General features: G+C 53.6%; 18 protein-coding genes. 2 read left to right on the forward strand and 16 right to left on the reverse strand.

Features of this window, described 5'->3' with window-relative positions; translation table 11 throughout:
- Nucleotides 1-89 precede the first annotated feature (89 nt).
- Complete coding sequence (gene tatE, locus LJN55_RS06070; RefSeq protein ID WP_133845610.1) at nt 90-293, forward strand: twin-arginine translocase subunit TatE; 204 nt, start codon at nt 90-92, stop codon at nt 291-293.
- Nucleotides 294-352: 59 nt separating this feature from the next.
- Here the strand turns inward: tatE and lipA are convergent, their stop codons facing one another.
- From lipA to leuS, 13 genes are all read right to left on the reverse strand, one after another.
- Nucleotides 353-1,318: a lipoyl synthase gene (gene lipA, locus LJN55_RS06075; RefSeq protein WP_227535861.1), complete on the reverse strand. Its 966-nt coding sequence runs from the start codon at nt 1,316-1,318 to the stop codon at nt 353-355.
- 190 nt (nt 1,319-1,508) lie between these two features.
- A complete protein-coding gene (gene lipB / locus LJN55_RS06080; RefSeq protein ID WP_238337079.1) occupies nt 1,509-2,132 on the reverse strand; it encodes a lipoyl(octanoyl) transferase LipB in 624 nt (207 codons plus the stop codon).
- 120 nt (nt 2,133-2,252) lie between these two features.
- Nucleotides 2,253-2,516: a DUF493 family protein YbeD gene (gene ybeD / locus LJN55_RS06085; protein ID WP_062745316.1), complete on the reverse strand. Its 264-nt coding sequence runs from the start codon at nt 2,514-2,516 to the stop codon at nt 2,253-2,255.
- A 137-nt stretch (nt 2,517-2,653) separates the two neighbouring features.
- Complete coding sequence (gene dacA, locus LJN55_RS06090) at nt 2,654-3,865, reverse strand: D-alanyl-D-alanine carboxypeptidase DacA (protein ID WP_133845604.1); 1,212 nt, start codon at nt 3,863-3,865, stop codon at nt 2,654-2,656.
- Between the two features lie 100 nt (nt 3,866-3,965).
- Nucleotides 3,966-5,120, reverse strand: coding sequence for an endolytic peptidoglycan transglycosylase RlpA (gene rlpA, locus LJN55_RS06095; protein WP_133845602.1), 1,155 nt, complete (start codon nt 5,118-5,120; stop codon nt 3,966-3,968).
- A gap of 11 nt (nt 5,121-5,131) precedes the next feature.
- Entirely contained in the window at nt 5,132-6,244 is a 1,113-nt protein-coding gene (gene mrdB, locus LJN55_RS06100) for a peptidoglycan glycosyltransferase MrdB (protein WP_133845600.1), read from the reverse strand.
- A gap of 6 nt (nt 6,245-6,250) precedes the next feature.
- Nucleotides 6,251-8,155: a peptidoglycan DD-transpeptidase MrdA gene (mrdA, locus tag LJN55_RS06105; RefSeq protein ID WP_133845598.1), complete on the reverse strand. Its 1,905-nt coding sequence runs from the start codon at nt 8,153-8,155 to the stop codon at nt 6,251-6,253.
- A gap of 33 nt (nt 8,156-8,188) precedes the next feature.
- Entirely contained in the window at nt 8,189-8,659 is a 471-nt protein-coding gene (gene rlmH, locus LJN55_RS06110; protein ID WP_056240011.1) for a 23S rRNA (pseudouridine(1915)-N(3))-methyltransferase RlmH, read from the reverse strand.
- Between the two features lie 3 nt (nt 8,660-8,662).
- Entirely contained in the window at nt 8,663-8,980 is a 318-nt protein-coding gene (rsfS, locus tag LJN55_RS06115; protein ID WP_062745328.1) for a ribosome silencing factor, read from the reverse strand.
- Between the two features lie 133 nt (nt 8,981-9,113).
- On the reverse strand, nt 9,114-9,770 hold the full coding sequence (nadD, locus tag LJN55_RS06120; RefSeq protein ID WP_227535862.1) for a nicotinate-nucleotide adenylyltransferase: 657 nt from the start codon (nt 9,768-9,770) through the stop codon (nt 9,114-9,116).
- Nucleotides 9,763-10,794 carry a DNA polymerase III subunit delta gene (holA, locus tag LJN55_RS06125; RefSeq protein ID WP_133845593.1) on the reverse strand — a complete coding sequence of 344 codons (1,032 nt, stop codon included), beginning with the start codon at nt 10,792-10,794 and terminating at the stop codon, nt 9,763-9,765. The genes nadD and holA overlap by 8 nt, the downstream gene beginning before the upstream one ends.
- On the reverse strand, nt 10,791-11,390 hold the full coding sequence (lptE, locus tag LJN55_RS06130; RefSeq protein ID WP_133845591.1) for an LPS assembly lipoprotein LptE: 600 nt from the start codon (nt 11,388-11,390) through the stop codon (nt 10,791-10,793). Before lptE ends, holA begins: the two co-directional genes overlap by 4 nt.
- Nucleotides 11,391-11,404: 14 nt before the next feature.
- A complete protein-coding gene (gene leuS / locus LJN55_RS06135; RefSeq protein ID WP_133845589.1) occupies nt 11,405-13,987 on the reverse strand; it encodes a leucine--tRNA ligase in 2,583 nt (860 codons plus the stop codon).
- Nucleotides 13,988-14,203: 216 nt separating this feature from the next.
- Here leuS and LJN55_RS06140 point away from each other — a divergent pair, with 216 nt between their 5' ends.
- Nucleotides 14,204-14,686, forward strand: coding sequence for a zinc ribbon-containing protein (locus tag LJN55_RS06140; protein ID WP_133845588.1), 483 nt, complete (start codon nt 14,204-14,206; stop codon nt 14,684-14,686).
- Between the two features lie 85 nt (nt 14,687-14,771).
- Here LJN55_RS06140 and LJN55_RS06145 read toward each other — a convergent pair whose 3' ends face one another.
- From LJN55_RS06145 to LJN55_RS06155, 3 genes are read right to left on the reverse strand one after another with little or no spacing between them, the layout of a single operon-like run.
- On the reverse strand, nt 14,772-15,497 hold the full coding sequence (locus tag LJN55_RS06145) for an amino acid ABC transporter ATP-binding protein (RefSeq protein ID WP_133845586.1): 726 nt from the start codon (nt 15,495-15,497) through the stop codon (nt 14,772-14,774).
- Entirely contained in the window at nt 15,498-16,175 is a 678-nt protein-coding gene (gene gltK / locus LJN55_RS06150; RefSeq protein WP_227535863.1) for a glutamate/aspartate ABC transporter permease GltK, read from the reverse strand. It abuts the gene before it with no gap.
- 3 nt (nt 16,176-16,178) lie between these two features.
- Complete coding sequence (locus tag LJN55_RS06155) at nt 16,179-16,910, reverse strand: amino acid ABC transporter permease (RefSeq protein ID WP_133845584.1); 732 nt, start codon at nt 16,908-16,910, stop codon at nt 16,179-16,181.
- Between the last annotated feature and the right edge of the window lie 70 nt (nt 16,911-16,980).

A 16,980-nucleotide genomic window follows, 5' to 3' on the forward strand; every position in this document is an offset into this window, starting at 1 on the left:
GATTGCAGTTGTAATTTCACGCCATCAGCGCGTTAATACTCGCCTGTTACCGACCGTTGTGACGGTCAGATAAATGAAAGAAGGTAAGTATGGAAGGTCTCAGTCTTGGCAAATTGCTGATCGTTGGCGCGTTAATCGTCCTGTTATTCGGAACCAAAAAACTGCGCACCCTGGGAGGGGATTTAGGTTCGGCCATAAAGGGATTTAAGAAGGCGATGAATGACGATGATTCTTCTGCGCAGAAAGCCTCGTCAGAAGAGAAAAACGCCGGACAGATCTCTCACAAAGAGTAATTCTGCTCAAAAAAAACGGATGACATTGTCATCCGTTTTTTTTGCTCCGGGCAGAAGGATTACTTCACTTCCAACCCTTTCGCCTGCAGATCAGCATGGTATGACGAACGTACGAACGGGCCACAGGCTGCATGGGTGAAGCCCATATCCATTGCGGCTTCTTTCATTTCGTCGAACTCACCAGGGCTCACATAGCGCTGTACGGGTAAATGGTGGCGGCTTGGCGACAGATATTGCCCGAGGGTCAGCATGGTCACGCCATGGCGACGCAGATCACGCATCACTTCAACGATTTCTGCATTAGTTTCACCTAATCCCACCATCAGGCCTGACTTGGTTGGAACGTCCGGGTGAGCTTCTTTAAAGCGCTCCAGCAATTTCAGTGACCAGTCATAGTTAGCACCCGGACGTACCTGGCGGTAAACGCGCGGCACGTTTTCCAGGTTGTGGTTAAACACATCCGGTGGTGTATCAATCAGAATTTCCAGTGCGCGGTCCATACGACCACGGAAATCAGGCACCAGCGTTTCGATTTTAATCGCAGGGCTTTTTTCACGGATAGCACGGATACAGTCAGCAAAGTGCTGTGCTCCGCCATCGCGCAGGTCATCACGGTCAACCGAGGTGATCACCACGTAGCGCAGTGCCATATCCGCGATGGTCTGTGCCAGTTTGCCGGGTTCATTGGCATCAGGTGTTACCGGGCGGCCGTGGGCCACATCGCAGAACGGGCAGCGGCGTGTACAGATGGCGCCCAGAATCATAAAGGTGGCCGTGCCGTGGTTAAAACATTCAGACAGGTTAGGGCAGGAAGCCTCTTCGCAAACGGAGTGCAGACCATTTTTACGCATCGCGGCTTTGATGCCCTGAATACGGCTGGAATCGGCAGGAAGTTTAATACGCATCCAGTCTGGCTTACGTAAAATCTCCGTACGCTCGGTCATCACGGTTTTCACCGGGATCAATGCCATTTTGTCTGCGTCGCGGTATTTTACACCGCGTTCCATCACGATCGGTTTACTCATATTCTTGCAGGTTCCAGGTTGGATTGCGGCAATCTATTCGTATACAAAACAGCCGCTAACACTCAATGAGTTGGTGATTTTCAACTTTTTTTGATAAAGCGCAAAAATTATATCATCTCCTCGCAGCAGATTCAGCCTGCCTGTGCGAGAAAGCGTTGCAGAATTGTAAAGCAACATACGTATTTGCCCCCTATCTTAGCGGGAGTTCCGTACTTTCGCTCCAGGAAACGTCAGTTATTGCCAGTTGAAGAGCAAAATTTTTGATCAGCAACGGCTGGATATCGGCAGGTGTCGCAGAGGCAGTGAGTGCCGCCAGCTGTGTCATCTCCATTCCGGCATAGCCGCAGGGGTTAATGCGCAGGAAAGGGGTTAAATCCATATCAATATTCAGCGCAAGGCCGTGAAAGGAGCAGCCATTGCGGATCCGCAGCCCTAATGAGCAGATTTTTTTGCCGTCAACATAGACACCCGGGGCATCGGGGCGCGCATTGGCGGTCACGGAAAAATGCGCCAGTGTATCGATCACCGTTTGTTCAAGGGCGGTAACCAGCTGGCGTACGCCCGTTTTACGACGCTTCAGATTCACCATCACATACATGATCTGCTGACCGGGGCCATGATAAGTCACCTGGCCGCCACGATCGCTCTGCATGACTGGAATGTCGCCGGGCATTAACAGGTGTTCACTTTTTCCTGCCTGCCCCTGAGTAAACACCGGGGGGTGTTCCACCAGCCAGATCTCGTCCGGCGTATTATCGTCACGCTGGTCGGTGAACTGATGCATGGCGAGAGAAACAGGCGCCCATGGCTGCATGCCGAGTTGGCGGATAATCAGGCTAGTGTGAGGCAAAACGGACAATCCGGTTGGGTAACGAGGGGAACAGTATAACGTTGGCACAGGGCAAGAGCCAGCTTGCCCCCGCCAACGTCAGGGTTACAGCACCATGCGGACAATTTCAATCTTACCCAACTCGTCATACAGGGTTTCGACCTGTTCGATGTGGGTGGCGGTGATGGTAATCGACACCGAATGATAATTGCCTTTGCTGCTTGGTTTAACATCCGGAGAGTAGTCACCTGGTGCATGACGCTGCACCACTTCAACCACTTGATCGACCAGCTCCGGCTGTGCCAGACCCATCACTTTATAGGTAAAAGAGGTGGGGAATTCGAGCAGTTCTTTAAGATTGGTTTTCATATGGACTCCGGTGACACCAACAAGGACTCCCGCCGCAGCGGGAGTAAACAGATACTCACAATATGGGGATATTAGAGATTAATTTCAAGATGTGAGCGATCGCGTAGGGGTCGGGCATGCCCAACCCGGATCTGTGGTTAACCGAACCAGTGGTGGAACATCAGTTTGATATAATCAATGATGCGGCCAAAGAAGCCACCTTCCGGCATATCATTCAGCACCACCAGTGGGTGCTGTTCAATGGTTTTGCCGTCCAACTGGAAGTTGATGCTGCCGACGACCTGGTTTTTCTGCAAGGGAGCATGCAGCTCGGTATTGCTCAGGGTATAGCTGGCTTTCAGGTCTTTCATGCGGCCACGAGGGATGGTAAGGAACACATCTTTTTCCACGCCCAGCTGCACACGATCGCTGTTACCGAACCATACAGGCTCAGAGGCAAACTCTTTCCCGGCTTTCAGTGGTGCCACCGTTTCGAAGAAGCGGAAGCCCCAGGTCAGCAATTTCTTGCTCTCGGTTTCACGCCCTTTGTAGGTGTGGCCGCCCATCACGGTGGAGATCAAACGCATCTGGCCTTCGGTCGCAGAGGCCACCAGGTTGTAACCTGCCGCATCGGTGTGGCCGGTTTTAATACCGTCAACGTTGAGGCTGGTATCCCACAACAAACCGTTACGGTTGGTCTGGCGAATATTATTAAAGGTGAACTCTTTCTCGTGATAAACAGCGTATTCGTCCGGCACATCACGGATCAGTGAGCGGCCAATCAGCGCCATATCGCGCGCAGAGCTGTACTGCCCTTCAGCGTCCAGACCGTGGACCGTCTGGAAGTGAGTGTTTTGCAGGCCCAGCGCTTTCACGTAGTTGTTCATCAGGCCCACGAACGCATCCTGACTGCCGGCAACATAATCGGCCATGGCCACACAGGCATCATTACCTGATTGCAGTACGATACCGCGCGTCAGCTGGGAGACCGGTACGCGGTCGCCAGGCTTCAGAAACATCAGAGACGAACCTTTGAACACCGGGTTGCCGGTGGCCCAGGCATCTTTCCCGACGGTGACGATATCATCCTGATGGATTTTACCGGCTTTGACCGCCTGGCCGATGACATAGCTGGTCATCATTTTTGTCAGACTCGCCGGGTCACGGCGCGCATCGGCATTCTTCTCAGCCAGGACTTTCCCTGAGTTGTAATCGATCAGGACATAGGCTTCAGCATCAATTTCCGGTACGCCGGGGATCATGGTCTTGATGTTCAGGTCGTCAGCATAAGCGACAACATTGAGGCTGAGGGCGATAAGCGTGCCTGTAGTCAGGCGTTTGAGCAGTCGGGATGGCTTCAGAGTGTTCATGTAAGGACAACAACATCCATGGGCTAGGTTAAAAAAAGTGACTCACTATAGCAAAATCATCCTGCCACGACCCGCCTAAATCTGGCGGATCGGTGGAGAATTACATTGCGTCAGGTGCGACAGTAATAAACGATTGTTGCTGTGCTTCACTCGCCAGGCGCTGCTGTAATGCGGCGGCCTGCTGACGCGAAGTGAAACGGCCAAGCTGGACGCGATACACATTGCCACGGCTGTCTACTGAGCCGGGAACGCCGAACTGTTTACCCAAACTGGTTGCCAGCTGGCGTGCACGTGGACCATCGCTCAGTGCGCCAACCTGCACCACATAATTGCCGGTGGCACCCGTTGCAGGGAGTGAAGCTGCTGCTGCCGTTGGGGCCGCGACAGCAGCAGGGGCTGAAGAAGCGGAAGGTGTTACCGCGACCGGTTCACTGCTTTCCAGTACGCCGCCCGGTAAGGGTTGTGCCGCGCCAAGGAAACCACTGCTGCGCACGGGAGCGCCCATGGTGTTATCACTGTTCAGCGAGCCGTTATCCACCGGACGTGACTGTTGTTCCATTTCCTGTGGCTGCGGACTGGAGTACTGTGCGGGCTGTGATGGTGATGATGACATCACGGGTGTCGAAGCAGCACCGCCGCCCATTGTCATACCGCCACCAATTTCCGGGCGCGAGGGCAGTGCATAGCTCTGTTTCGCCACGGTAGTGCCAACCGTCCCCGGGCCTGACAGGCTGCCATCCGGTGCGACAGCAATGTAATCGACGCGGACTTTGCTGTTATTGGAGATATTAAGGCGGTCGCCTGCCGCACGAGACAGATCAATAATACGGCCTGGCGTGTAAGGGCCGCGATCGTTGACGCGCACCACAATCATACGGCCATTGGCAATATTGGTCACACGGACGTAGCTGGGCAGAGGCAGCGTGGGGTGTGCGGCCGTCATGGCGTTCGGATCGAAGGTTTCGCCCGTTGCGGTACGGTTGCCGTTGGCTTCTTCGCCATACCATGCAGCCAGGCCAACCTGACTGAAGTTCGATGGATCTTTGACAATTTTATAATTTTTGCCGTTGACCGAGTAATCCTGGCTGGTGCCGGGATTAATCGGTTCATAGCGAGGCTCCGCACCGCCAATCTCGACCACCGGGCCGTTATAGGTCGCTTGCTGTTGGGTGACGGGCGCCTGCTGGTCGCTGTCAGTAGTACAGGCTGCCAGCAATGCTGAAGCCAGGGCAATCCAAAGCCAATCCTTACGCATGTTTATGCCTCTTAAACGCTCTTCGACAACAGTTTTCGATGGGTGTGAATCGACATAATGATCCCGAACCCGGCCATCAGGACGATCAGCGCGGAACCCCCGTAGCTCACCAGCGGTAACGGTACCCCAACAACGGGCAGAATGCCGCTCACCATGCCAATGTTAACAAAAACATAAACAAAGAAGATCAGCATCATTCCACCAGCCATCACGCGACCAAAGGTTGTCTGCGCGCGGGCGGCCATCATCAGGCCGCGCATAATCAGCAGCACGTAGAGTATCAGCAGAACCAGCACCCCGACTAATCCTAATTCTTCGGCCAGTACGGCGAAAATAAAGTCCGTGTGACGCTCCGGTAAAAACTCCAGCTGTGACTGGGTTCCATGCAGCCACCCCTTCCCGCGCAGGCCACCAGAGCCGATGGCTATCTTCGATTGAATAATATGGTAACCCGCCCCCAGCGGATCACTTTCCGGATCCAGCAACATCATCACGCGATCGCGCTGATAGTCGTGCATCAGGAAGAACCACAGGATCGGGATAAACGCGGCGACCAGCAGCACCGCAACAGCGATCAGTTTCCAGCTCATGCCAGACAGGAAAAGGACAAAAAGCCCGGAAGCGGCAATCAGGATCGACGTTCCCAGATCGGGCTGTGCAGCCACCAGCAGGGTTGGCATAAAGATCAGTACCAGCGCGATAGCGGTATTTTTCAGCGTAGGCGGGCAGACATCACGGTTAATAAAGCGCGCCACCATCAGTGGTACGGCTATTTTAGCGATTTCCGATGGTTGGAATCGTACCACGCCGAGATCCAGCCAGCGCTGTGCGCCTTTACTGATATGACCGAACGCATCGACCGCAATCAGCAGGATCACGCAGACAATATACAGATAGGGTGCCCACCCTTCGTAGACGCGTGGTGGGATCTGCGCCATCACCAGCATGACAATCACGCCCATGGCGATTTGACCGAGCTTGCGCTCCATCATGCCGGGATCCTGGCCGCTGGCACTCCACATCACCAGCGCACTGTAGATCAGCAGCGCGGTAATGATGAGGCAAAATAGAGGATCAACGTGGATGCGAGTCCAGATTGTCCGTTTTTGATGGCTATCATTCATAACCGGTTATTCGCCTTCATAGCCTGGCGGCGTTGGTGCAGCGTCAGGCAGGTTGGTATTGTTATCGCCAAGAATAATATGGTCGAGTATCTGGCGCATGATCGTACCGACTGCCGGGCCTGCGCCGCCGTTTTCGAGAATAATACTGACGGCCACGCGTGGGTGATCATAAGGCGCAAACGCGGTCATCAGTTTATGGTCACGCAGGCGCTCAGTCAGTTTGTGGGCGTTGTAGGTTTCGTTCGCTTTCAGGCCAAATACCTGCGCGGTACCGGACTTGGCGGCAATTTTATAGGGCGCATCGTCAAAGCTTTTACGCGCCGTACCGTTTGGACGGTTCGCCACGCCATACATCCCGTCTTTCGCAATTTCCCAGTATCCGGTGTGAATATCCGCGATAGGCGCAGCCGGGGGTTGACGCCACGGCACTTTCACCGAGCCTTGCATGGTGTCCATCATCAGGTGTGGCGTTTTAATCACACCGTCGTTAATCAGGATCATCAGCGCTTTGTTCATCTGCACCGGTGTCGCGGTCCAGTAACCCTGGCCGATGCCCACCGGGATGGTATCACCCTGGTACCAGGGTTTCTTAAAGCGCTTCATTTTCCATTCGCGCGTGGGCATGTTACCCGGGGTTTCTTCGATCAGATCGATGCCCGAAAGATGACCGTAACCGAATTTGCTCATCCATTCGCCCAGACGGTCAATGCCCATATCATAGGCGACCTGATAGAAGAAGGTATCGGCAGATTCTTCCAGCGATTTGGTGACATTCAGACGACCATGACCCCAGCGTTTCCAGTCACGAAAGCGCTTCTCAGAACCGGGCAGCTGCCACCAGCCGGGGTCAAACAAACTGGTATTGCGGGTGATAACACCTGCCGTCAGGGCGGAGACCGCAATATACGGTTTCACCGTCGAGGCGGGAGGGTAGGCACCCTGGGTGGCACGGTTAATCAATGGGCGGTTTTCGTCATGCAGCAGGCCGTTGTAATCTTTACTCGAGATACCATCGACAAACAGATTTGGATCATAGCTTGGCATGGAAACCATCGACAGGATTTCGCCATTCCGCGGATCCGTTACCACCACTGCCGCACGGCTACCCGCCAGCAAGGTTTCGATATATTGCTGAAGTTTAAGATCAATGGTCAGGTAGATATCACGCCCGGCCTGAGGGGATTGCTCATGCAACTGGCGGATCACGCGGCCACGATTGTTAACTTCTACTTCTTCGTAGCCGGTTTTACCGTGCAGAACATCTTCATAGTAGCGTTCAATACCCAGTTTGCCGATGTCATGAGTGGCAGCATAGTTCGGCCATTTACCCTCTTTGTCCAGGCGCTCGACGTCACGATCGTTAATTTTCGACACGTAACCCAGCACATGGGTCAGGGCAGATCCGTAGGGATAATAGCGACGCTGGTAGCCTTTGACTTCAGCGCCGGGGAAGCGATATTGGTTCACGGCGAAACGCGCCACCTGGACATCGTTCAGGCTGGTTTTCACCGCGATAGACGTAAAGCGGCGCGAGCGTTTGCGCTCTTTTTGAAAGGCTTCGATATCGTCATCGGTGAGATCGATAATCGGTTTAAGTTCCTGCAACGTCTGCTGCAGGTTCTCCACTTTTTCGGGCATCAGCTCAAGCTGATAAATGGTGCGATTAAGCGCCAGCGGGACGCCATTACGATCGTAAATAATACCGCGACTCGGTGCGACAGGAACCAGCTTGATGCGGTTTTCATTGGAGCGCGTGCTGTAGTCATCAAAGCGGATGATTTGCAGGTGGTAAAGATTGGCCACCAGAACACCGGAAAGTGTGATAATGCCAAAAAATGCAATCAGAGCCCTGCGAACAAACAGAGTCTGCTCGGCGGTGTAGTCACGAAAGGAGTTACGTTGTAATTTCATCCGCTGCTTTGTCAGTCCGGTTAGCCTTATTCGCTATTCGCGATGATAAGGATGATTCGCAGTAATGCTCCATGCACGATATAAACTCTCTGCAACCAATACGCGTACCAGCGGATGGGGCAGGGTTAGCGCCGAGAGTGACCAGCTTTGTTCCGCCGCAGCCTTGCAGGCGGGTGACAAGCCTTCCGGTCCGCCAATAAACAGGCTGACATCACGGCCATCCTGCTTCCAGCGCTCCAGCTGGCTGGCAAGCTGCGGGGTTTCCCACGGCTGGCCGGGTATATCCAGCGTGACGATGCGGTTGCCTTTTCCTGCGGCGGCCAGCATCAGTTCGCCTTCTTTTTCCAGAATGCGTTTGATATCCGCATTTTTACCGCGCTTTCCGGCGGGCACTTCAACCAGTTCAAAGGGCATATCTTTGGGAAAACGCCGCAGATATTCCATAAAACCAGTTTGTACCCAGTCAGGCATTTTGGTGCCGACGGCGACCAGTTGAAGCTTCACGGTTTAACTCCAGAGCTTTTCCAGTTCGTAGAGCTTACGGCTCTCAGCTTCCATCACATGAACAATGACTTCACCGAGATCAACCACTACCCAGTCACTTGGGGCACGGCTGTTCACGCGAAATGCATCCAGACCGATCAGCTTGGCTTCCTGTACCACGTGTTCTGCGATTGAAACCAGATGACGTGTAGATGTACCGGTGCAGATAACCATGCAGCTGGTGATGCTTGATTTGCCCTGAACGTCGATAGCAATGATGTCCTGAGCTTTTAAATCGTCACATTTATCAATGACGAAGTCTTGGAGTGCTTGACCTTGCAAAAGGTTCCCCCTTGGGATTTTAAGTCTGATGGGTTATCTCATATAAGCTATGTCAGCCGAAATGATAACCGTAACATTGTGTGTTTGCGGGGCTTACGCCCTGAAAATTTGAGCGGCGCAGTATATCACGCTGTTAGAGGTTACGATATAAACCCTCGCGATCGATGTAGTCGCTGACTGCCGGGGGCAGCAGGTCGACATCCGACTGGCCCCGATGGCGGCGAGCGCGGATTTCCGTGGCGGAAATATCAATCAACGGTGTTTCAGCCAGAAGAATATTACCGGCGGGCGATTGTTGTAGCACCTGTGGCTGTGTTGTCAGATGACAGTCAAGCCAGCGTTGCAGCTCTGGTGTCTCCATTTCACTGCGATAGCCGGGGCGTTGACAGACCAGCAGGTGGCAAAGTGACAGTAAATCCTGCCAGCGATGCCATTTGTGTAAGGTGAGCAGGGAATCCTGACCAATGATAAAGGCGAGTGGCTGTCGGTCACCGCGTTCAAGGCGCAGGGCTGCCAGCGTGTCGATAGTATAAGACGGCGTGTCGCGCTGCATTTCCCGCAGATCAAGGTCAAACAGCGGGTTATCGCTAATCGCCAGTTTTACCATCGCCACACGCTGTTCTGGTGTGGCTTCCGGCTGTGGACGATGTGGCGGGACGTTGTTCGGCAATAATGTCACTTTTTCCAGCCCGGTGAGATGGGCCAGTGCTTCTGCTGGTTTCAGGTGACCGTAATGAATCGGGTCAAATGTGCCACCGAACAGCGCATGGAGCGCGTAGTGATCAGACATCACAAAAACTCGCCGGGAATGATGGATGGCATAACATCAGCGCCAGGGTTTCCAGCTCAGACCAAACAGACTGGCCGTAATCCTGTTTTAGTGTTAACTCAATCTGCGTTAGCAGCCTTACCGCCTGGGCGAGTTGCATGGCACTCAGTCGCTGTAATGCATCGCTGAATAGCGTACGGCGGTTCTGCCAGACGCGATGCTGATCGAACAGCGTGCGGAGCGGCGTCTGTGCCATTTGTCGCTGTAACGTCACCAGCAGCAGCAGGTCGCGTTGCAGGGTTCGCATCAGGATCACCGGCTCGCTATCTTCGGAATGCATCTGGTGCAGGATGTGCAGGGCGCGTTTGCTTTTACCTGCCAGCAGGGCATCTACCCAGTGGAAAGGGGTAAAGTGCGCAGCATCGTTTACCGCCTGCTCAACGCGGGGTAGCGTCAGCTTTCCGTCCGGCCACAGCAGCGAAAGCCGCTCCAGCGCTTGCGACAAAGCCAGCAGGTTGCCTTCGTAGCAGTAACACAACAGCTGATTAGCGGCATCATCCAGCGTGAGTTGGTGCTTTTTGGCGCGTGCAGAAACCCAGCGCGGCAGTTGCGCCTGTTCCGGCGTCTGGCAGGGAACCACAACACCTTGTGCACTGAGCGCTTTATACCAGGCGCTATTTTCCTGCGCCTTGGTCAGTTTGGCGGCTCGCAGCACCAGCAGAATATCGCTGTGCAGCAGTGTCGACAGGGTGAGCAGTTGTTCACCTGTCGCTGCATTGGGGCCATTTTCTGGCAAAGTCAGTTGCAGTGTCTGGCGGCTGGAAAACAGACTGAGCGCCTGACAGATGGCAAAAATATCCTGCCAGTCGGTGCTCGCTTCCAGTGTGACACTGAAGTGTTCGGTAAAGCCCTGCTGCTGGGCGGCGGCACGAATGTCATCTTGCGCTTCCTGCAGCAGCAGCGGTTCATTACCACTCAATAAATAACAGGCGCGCAGCCCCTCACGGAGTTGCGCGCCTAGCTGTTCAGGGTAAATCCTGATCATCGTGTGTAAGAACTGTCCGACATACTGCCCGGATCAGTCGGTAAACGGTCGACCGCTGAGGGGGTATTGCCAAGCGTGTTGATTGACGCATCGTTCTCAGCCGCATGCACGGTGAGAAGCTTGCGCACCAGCTGCTGCACGGCCTGAGTTCGCATTTCATTGACAATGATCTGCTGTTCAGAGTCTTTCGCCAACGCTGCCAGTGGGTTATCAAAGAATGAACGATACACCGTGGCGCTGATTGGATAGATGCCCTTATTGGGTACCAGTACCTGAGCATTAACAGTCATCACCATTGAATACTCCGCCGTTTTACCGTCCTGGAAAATCGAGGCGGTATCACGACCCCGAGTTTCGCCCATCAGACGCAGGGAAGGGACATCGGTGCGCTCTTGCGGATTATCAATAATGTTAACATCGTTCAGTCTTAACTGTTCACGCACCTCGCGAGTCAGTGGACCGTACGGGTCAGCGGTATCGAGAATCAGGGTTTTCATTTCCGGCGGCACCGATGTGGTGCCGCGCAGATGGTAACCACAACCGGCGGTGATCAACACCGCCAGGCTGAGTAACAGAGAGACTATAGGATGTCGCACAATTCCTCCAGACATCAACCAACGACCAGGTTAAGCAGCTTGCCCGGTACGTAAATCACTTTACGAATGGTGACGCCATCGAGATATTTGGCCACCAGATGCTCCTGCGCAGCGCGAGCCTGCACCTGTTCTTGATTAGCGTCAGCGGCTACGGTGATTTTACCGCGCACCTTGCCGTTAACCTGTACCACAACCAGCAGTGAATCTTCTACCATTGCAGCGTCGTCTGCCTGCGGCCACGGTGCGTTGTCAATATCCCCAGCGCCACCCAGCGCCTGCCACAGCACGAAGCTGGCGTGCGGGGTAAACGGGTTGAGCATGCGTACAACGGCCAGCAGCGCTTCCTGCATCAGCGCACGATCCTGTTCGCTCTCCTGTGGGGCGCGTGCCAGTTTGTTCATCAGCTCCATAATTGCCGCAATCGCGGTGTTAAAGGTCTGACGACGGCCGATATCATCAGACACTTTACTGATGGTTTTATGCAAGTCACGACGCAGGCTTTTTTGATCGTCGTTGAGTTCATCAACGTTCAGGGCAACCGTTGCGCCTTTTTCTGTATGTTCAAACGCCAGCTTCCAGACACGTTTCAGGAAGCGGTTAGCCCCTTCCACGCCGGATTCCTGCCATTCCAGCGTCATTTCTGCTGGTGAAGCAAACATCATAAACAGACGAACAGTATCTGCACCGTAACGCTCAACCATGATCTGTGGGTCGATGCCGTTGTTTTTCGACTTCGACATTTTGCTCATGCCGGCATACACCAGCTCATGGCCTTCGGCATCGCTGGCTTTGGTGATACGGCCCTTCTCATCACGCTCAACGGTCACGTCAACCGGTGAAACCCAGTTACGTTCTCCGCTGGTACCAAGATAGTAGAAGGCATCTGCCAGTACCATTCCCTGACACAGCAGGCGTTTTGCGGGTTCATCCGAGTTCACCAGGCCTGCATCACGCAGCAGTTTATGGAAGAAACGGAAGTAAAGCAGGTGCATGATGGCGTGTTCGATGCCGCCAACATATTGGTCCACTGGCAGCCAGTAGTTGGCGGCAGCCGGGTCCAGCATGCCTTTATCGTAATCCGGGCAGGTGTAACGCGCGTAATACCATGAGGATTCCATAAAGGTGTCAAAGGTGTCGGTTTCACGCAACGCAGGCTGGCCGTTGACGGTGGTCTTTGCCCATTCAGGATCGGCTTTAATCGGGCTGGTAATGCCATCCATCACCACGTCTTCTGGCAGGATCACCGGCAGCTGGTCTTCCGGGGTTGGCATAACGGTACCGTCTTCCAGGGTGACCATTGGGATTGGGGCGCCCCAGTAACGCTGACGAGACACACCCCAGTCGCGCAGGCGGTAGTTCACTTTACGCTCACCGACGCCGTTATCGGCCAGTTTCGTCGCGATGGCGTTGAAGCCTTCTTCATAAGACAAACCGTCAAACTCACCGGAGTTAAACAGCGTGCCTTTTTCGGTCATTGCCGCTTCGCTCAGATCCGGTGCGCTGCCGTCTGCAGCCAGGATAACCGGTTTGATCTGCAGGTCGTATTTAGTGGCGAACTCCCAGTCGCGCTGGTCGTGGCCAGGAACGGCCATCACAGCACCTGTGCCGTATTCCATCAGCACGAAGTTAGCGACCCATACCGGCACGTCCTCACCCGTCAGCGGGTGTTGTGCGTACAGGCCGGTGGCCATGCCTTTTTTCTCCATGGTTGCCATTTCTGCTTCAGCAACTTTGGTGTTACGGCATTCAGCGATAAAGTCAGCCAGCGCAGGGTTGCTTGCTGCTGCTTGTGCAGCCAGAGGATGGCCTGCAGCCACAGCGAGGTAAGTCACACCCATGAACGTGTCAGGACGTGTGGTATATACGCGCAGCTTTTCCGGGCTGTTGCTGACATTAAACTCGATTTCCACGCCTTCAGAACGGCCAATCCAGTTACGCTGCATGGTTTTAACCTGTTCAGGCCAGCTTTCCAGCGTGTCGAGGTCATTCAGCAGTTCGTCAGCATAATCCGTGATTTTTACAAACCACTGCGGGATCTCTTTACGCTCAACTTTGGTATCACAACGCCAGCAGCAGCCATCGATGACCTGCTCGTTAGCCAGAACGGTCAGATCGTGTGGACACCAGTTAACCGCAGAGGTCTTTTTATAGACCAGGCCTTTTTCATACAGCTTGGTAAAGAACCACTGTTCCCAGCGATAGTATTCTGGCTGACAGGTCGCCAGTTCACGGTTCCAGTCGTAGCCGAAGCCCAGCAGTTTAAGCTGGTTCTTCATGTAGTCGATGTTGGAGTAAGTCCATGGCGCAGGCGCAGTGTTGTTTTTAACTGCGGCTCCTTCAGCGGGCAGGCCGAATGCATCCCAGCCGATAGGCTGTAAGACGTTTTTACCCAGCATGCGCTGATAGCGGGAGATCACATCGCCAATGGTATAGTTGCGTACGTGGCCCATGTGCAGGCGGCCAGAAGGATAGGGCAGCATGGAGAGGCAGTAGTACTTCTCTTTACCTTCTTCTTCGGTCACTTTGAACGTTTGCTTGTTATCCCATTGCTGCTGAACATGGGATTCTATCTCTTCCGGGCGATATTGCTCTTGCATAGTAGCCAGTAGTCCTTTGTATCAATTTTTTCGTGTTCGTTCAGATCCGCATAGCATAGCTGATTCGGCCCCGAGGCAACAACAGTAAGCGTCCTGCCGCGGGGCATTTCTCTACAAGCTGGAAGCGCGGCGGCAAATTTCAGTGCGAAAATGTGGATATTTGCCATCAGCAACTAGAATGAGGAGAAACGCTTTCGTTATCAATAAGGAGTGTCTATGAACAAGGTTGCTCAGTATTATCGCGAGCTGGTGTCCTCGCTGACCCAACGCCTGGAGCGCGGTGAACGTGACATCGATACCCTGGTGGAGAGTGCCCGACAGCGCATGCAAAACCGGGGTGAGTTGACCCGTAGCGAAATTGATGAAGTCAGTCGTGCCGTTCGTCGTGATCTCGAAGAGTTTGCCCGCAGCTATGCGGAGAACCAGGAAGAATTAAGCGATAGCGTGTTTATGCGGGTTATCCGTCAGAGCCTGTGGAAGGAGCTGGCTGATATTACGGATAAGAGTCAGCTTGAGTGGCGCGAGGTCTTCCAGGACCTCAACCATCATGGTGTCTATCAAAGTGGTGAAGTGGTGGGGTTGGGCAATCTGGTGTGTGAGAACTGTCAGTATACGCGGGCGATTTACACACCCGAGGTTCTGAAACGTTGCCCGGAGTGCAGTCATGACCAGTTTGTACGTCAGCCCTTTGAGCCATAAATGAACGCAGAACAATGGCACAACGGATTAATGTAGGGGTCGGGCATGCCCGACCCAGAGCCAGGCATACCTGGCTCCCTACGGATTAATGCAGAATCTTCGCCAGGAAGTCTTTAGCACGCTCAGACTGTGGATTGTTGAAGAACTCATCCTTCGGTGAATCTTCGACAATCTTTCCTTCATCCATAAAGATCACCCGGTTGGCCACTTTACGGGCGAAGCCCATTTCGTGCGTCACCACCATCATTGTCATGCCTTCATTCGCCAGTTCGACCATGACGTCCAGCACTTCATTGATCATTTCTGGGTCCAGCGCTGAAGTGGGTTCGTCGAACAACATGGCGATAGGATCCATACACAGCGCGCGGGCAATTGCTACACGCTGTTGCTGACCACCGGAGAGCTGTCCAGGGAACTTATTGGCATGGGCGGACAGTCCAACGCGTTCGAGTAGCTTAAGCCCTTTCTGACGCGCTTCTTCTTTATTACGTTTCAGGACTTTTACCTGTGCCAGCGTCAGGTTCTCGACGATCGACAGATGTGGGAACAGCTCAAAATGCTGAAACACCATGCCAACTTTAGAACGCAGTTGGGCAAGGTTGGTCTTCTTGTCGTTGACGGGGGTGCCATTCACTTCAATCAGCCCTTTTTGGATAGGCTCAAGACCGTTCACCGTTTTGATCAGCGTCGACTTCCCTGAGCCTGAAGGACCACACACCACCACCACTTCACCTTTTTTGACTTCGGTTGAGCAGTCGGTCAGCACCTGAAAGTGACCATACCATTTAGAAACATTTTTCAGGGTAATCATTTACACAGTCCTTTTTTTCTTTAAATAGCTGACCAACAGCGAAGCGCTAAGGCTGATAACGAAGTAAATCGCACCGGCAAACAGCACCATTTCAATCTCAGTACCATTATTCACACCGATGGTATCGGCAGTACGGAAGAAGTCCGCCAGGCTCAGAACATAGACCAGCGAGGTGTCCTGGAATAAAACAATGCCCTGGGTAAGCAGCAGCGGCACCATGGCGCGAAACGCCTGAGGCAGGATGATCAACCGCATCGATTGCCACTGCGTCATACCCAGTGCCAGTGCAGCGCTACCCTGACCACGAGCAATACTCAAAATACCCGCACGGATGATTTCTGAGTAATACGCGGCTTCGAATAGCGAGAAGGCCACCATCGCAGAGATCAGGCGGATATCTGTCTTCGGCGACAGCCCCAGTACCTGCTGCAGGAAACTTGGCACCACCAGATAGAACCACAGCAACACCATCACCAGCGGAACGGAGCGGAACAGGTTGACGTAGATCTTGGCGAACCAACTGATAGGTTTGAAGGATGACAGGCGCATGACCGCCAGCAGGGTGCCCCAGATGATGCCAAAAATTACCGCCGTCACGGTGATTTTCAGCGTAACAACCATCCCTGCCCAGAGGTAAGGAAGATTGGGGACGATGGTACTCCAGTCAAATTCATACATTGTTTATTTGCCCCCCGGTAAGCGGACTTTACGTTCAACCAGCCCCATCAGCAGCATGATCACCGCGTTGATAGCGATGTAGGCGAGGGTAATTGCGGTGAAAGATTCATAGGCGTGTGCGGAGTAGTCCAGCAGTTTTCCCGCCTGAGCCGCCATATCAACCAGCCCGATGGTGGAAGCAATGGCTGAGTTTTTGACCAGATTGAGCATCTCCGAGGTCATCGGCGGCACAATCACGCGATAGGCGTTAGGCAGCAGCACATAGCGGTAGGTTTGTGGCAGCGTCAGCCCCATGGCCAGTCCGGCATTTTTTTGGCCGCTGGGCAGTGACTGAATAGCGGCACGAACCTGTTCACAAACACGGGCGGCGGTGAACAGACCCAGGCACAGCACGGAGCAGGTGAAGAACTGGATGTTCGGATCGATTTCCGATTTAAACCACATGCCAAGACCTTCCGGCAGCAGCTCCGGCACCACCAGATACCAGATAAAGAATTGCACGATCAGCGGCACGTTACGGAATAACTCAACGTAGCAGGTGCCAAGACCGGACAGTAAACGGTTAGGAACGGTTCGCAAAATACCGAACAGGGAACCGACTAACAGGGCGATGATCCAGGCACAAACGGAGACGGCGATGGTGACCTGAAAACCGGACCACAGCCAACCAAGATAGGTTGTATTACCGAATGGGGCCTCTTGCAGGAATATTCCCCAGTTCCAATCAATAGACATAAAATACTCCGGAAAAAAAGGGTAGCGACCGCTACCCTGAAGATTGATGAGAGGCTCAAATACTCTCCCT

It is taken from the genome of Erwinia rhapontici (assembly GCF_020683125.1).
Taxonomy (GTDB): Bacteria; Pseudomonadota; Gammaproteobacteria; order Enterobacterales; family Enterobacteriaceae; genus Erwinia; species Erwinia rhapontici.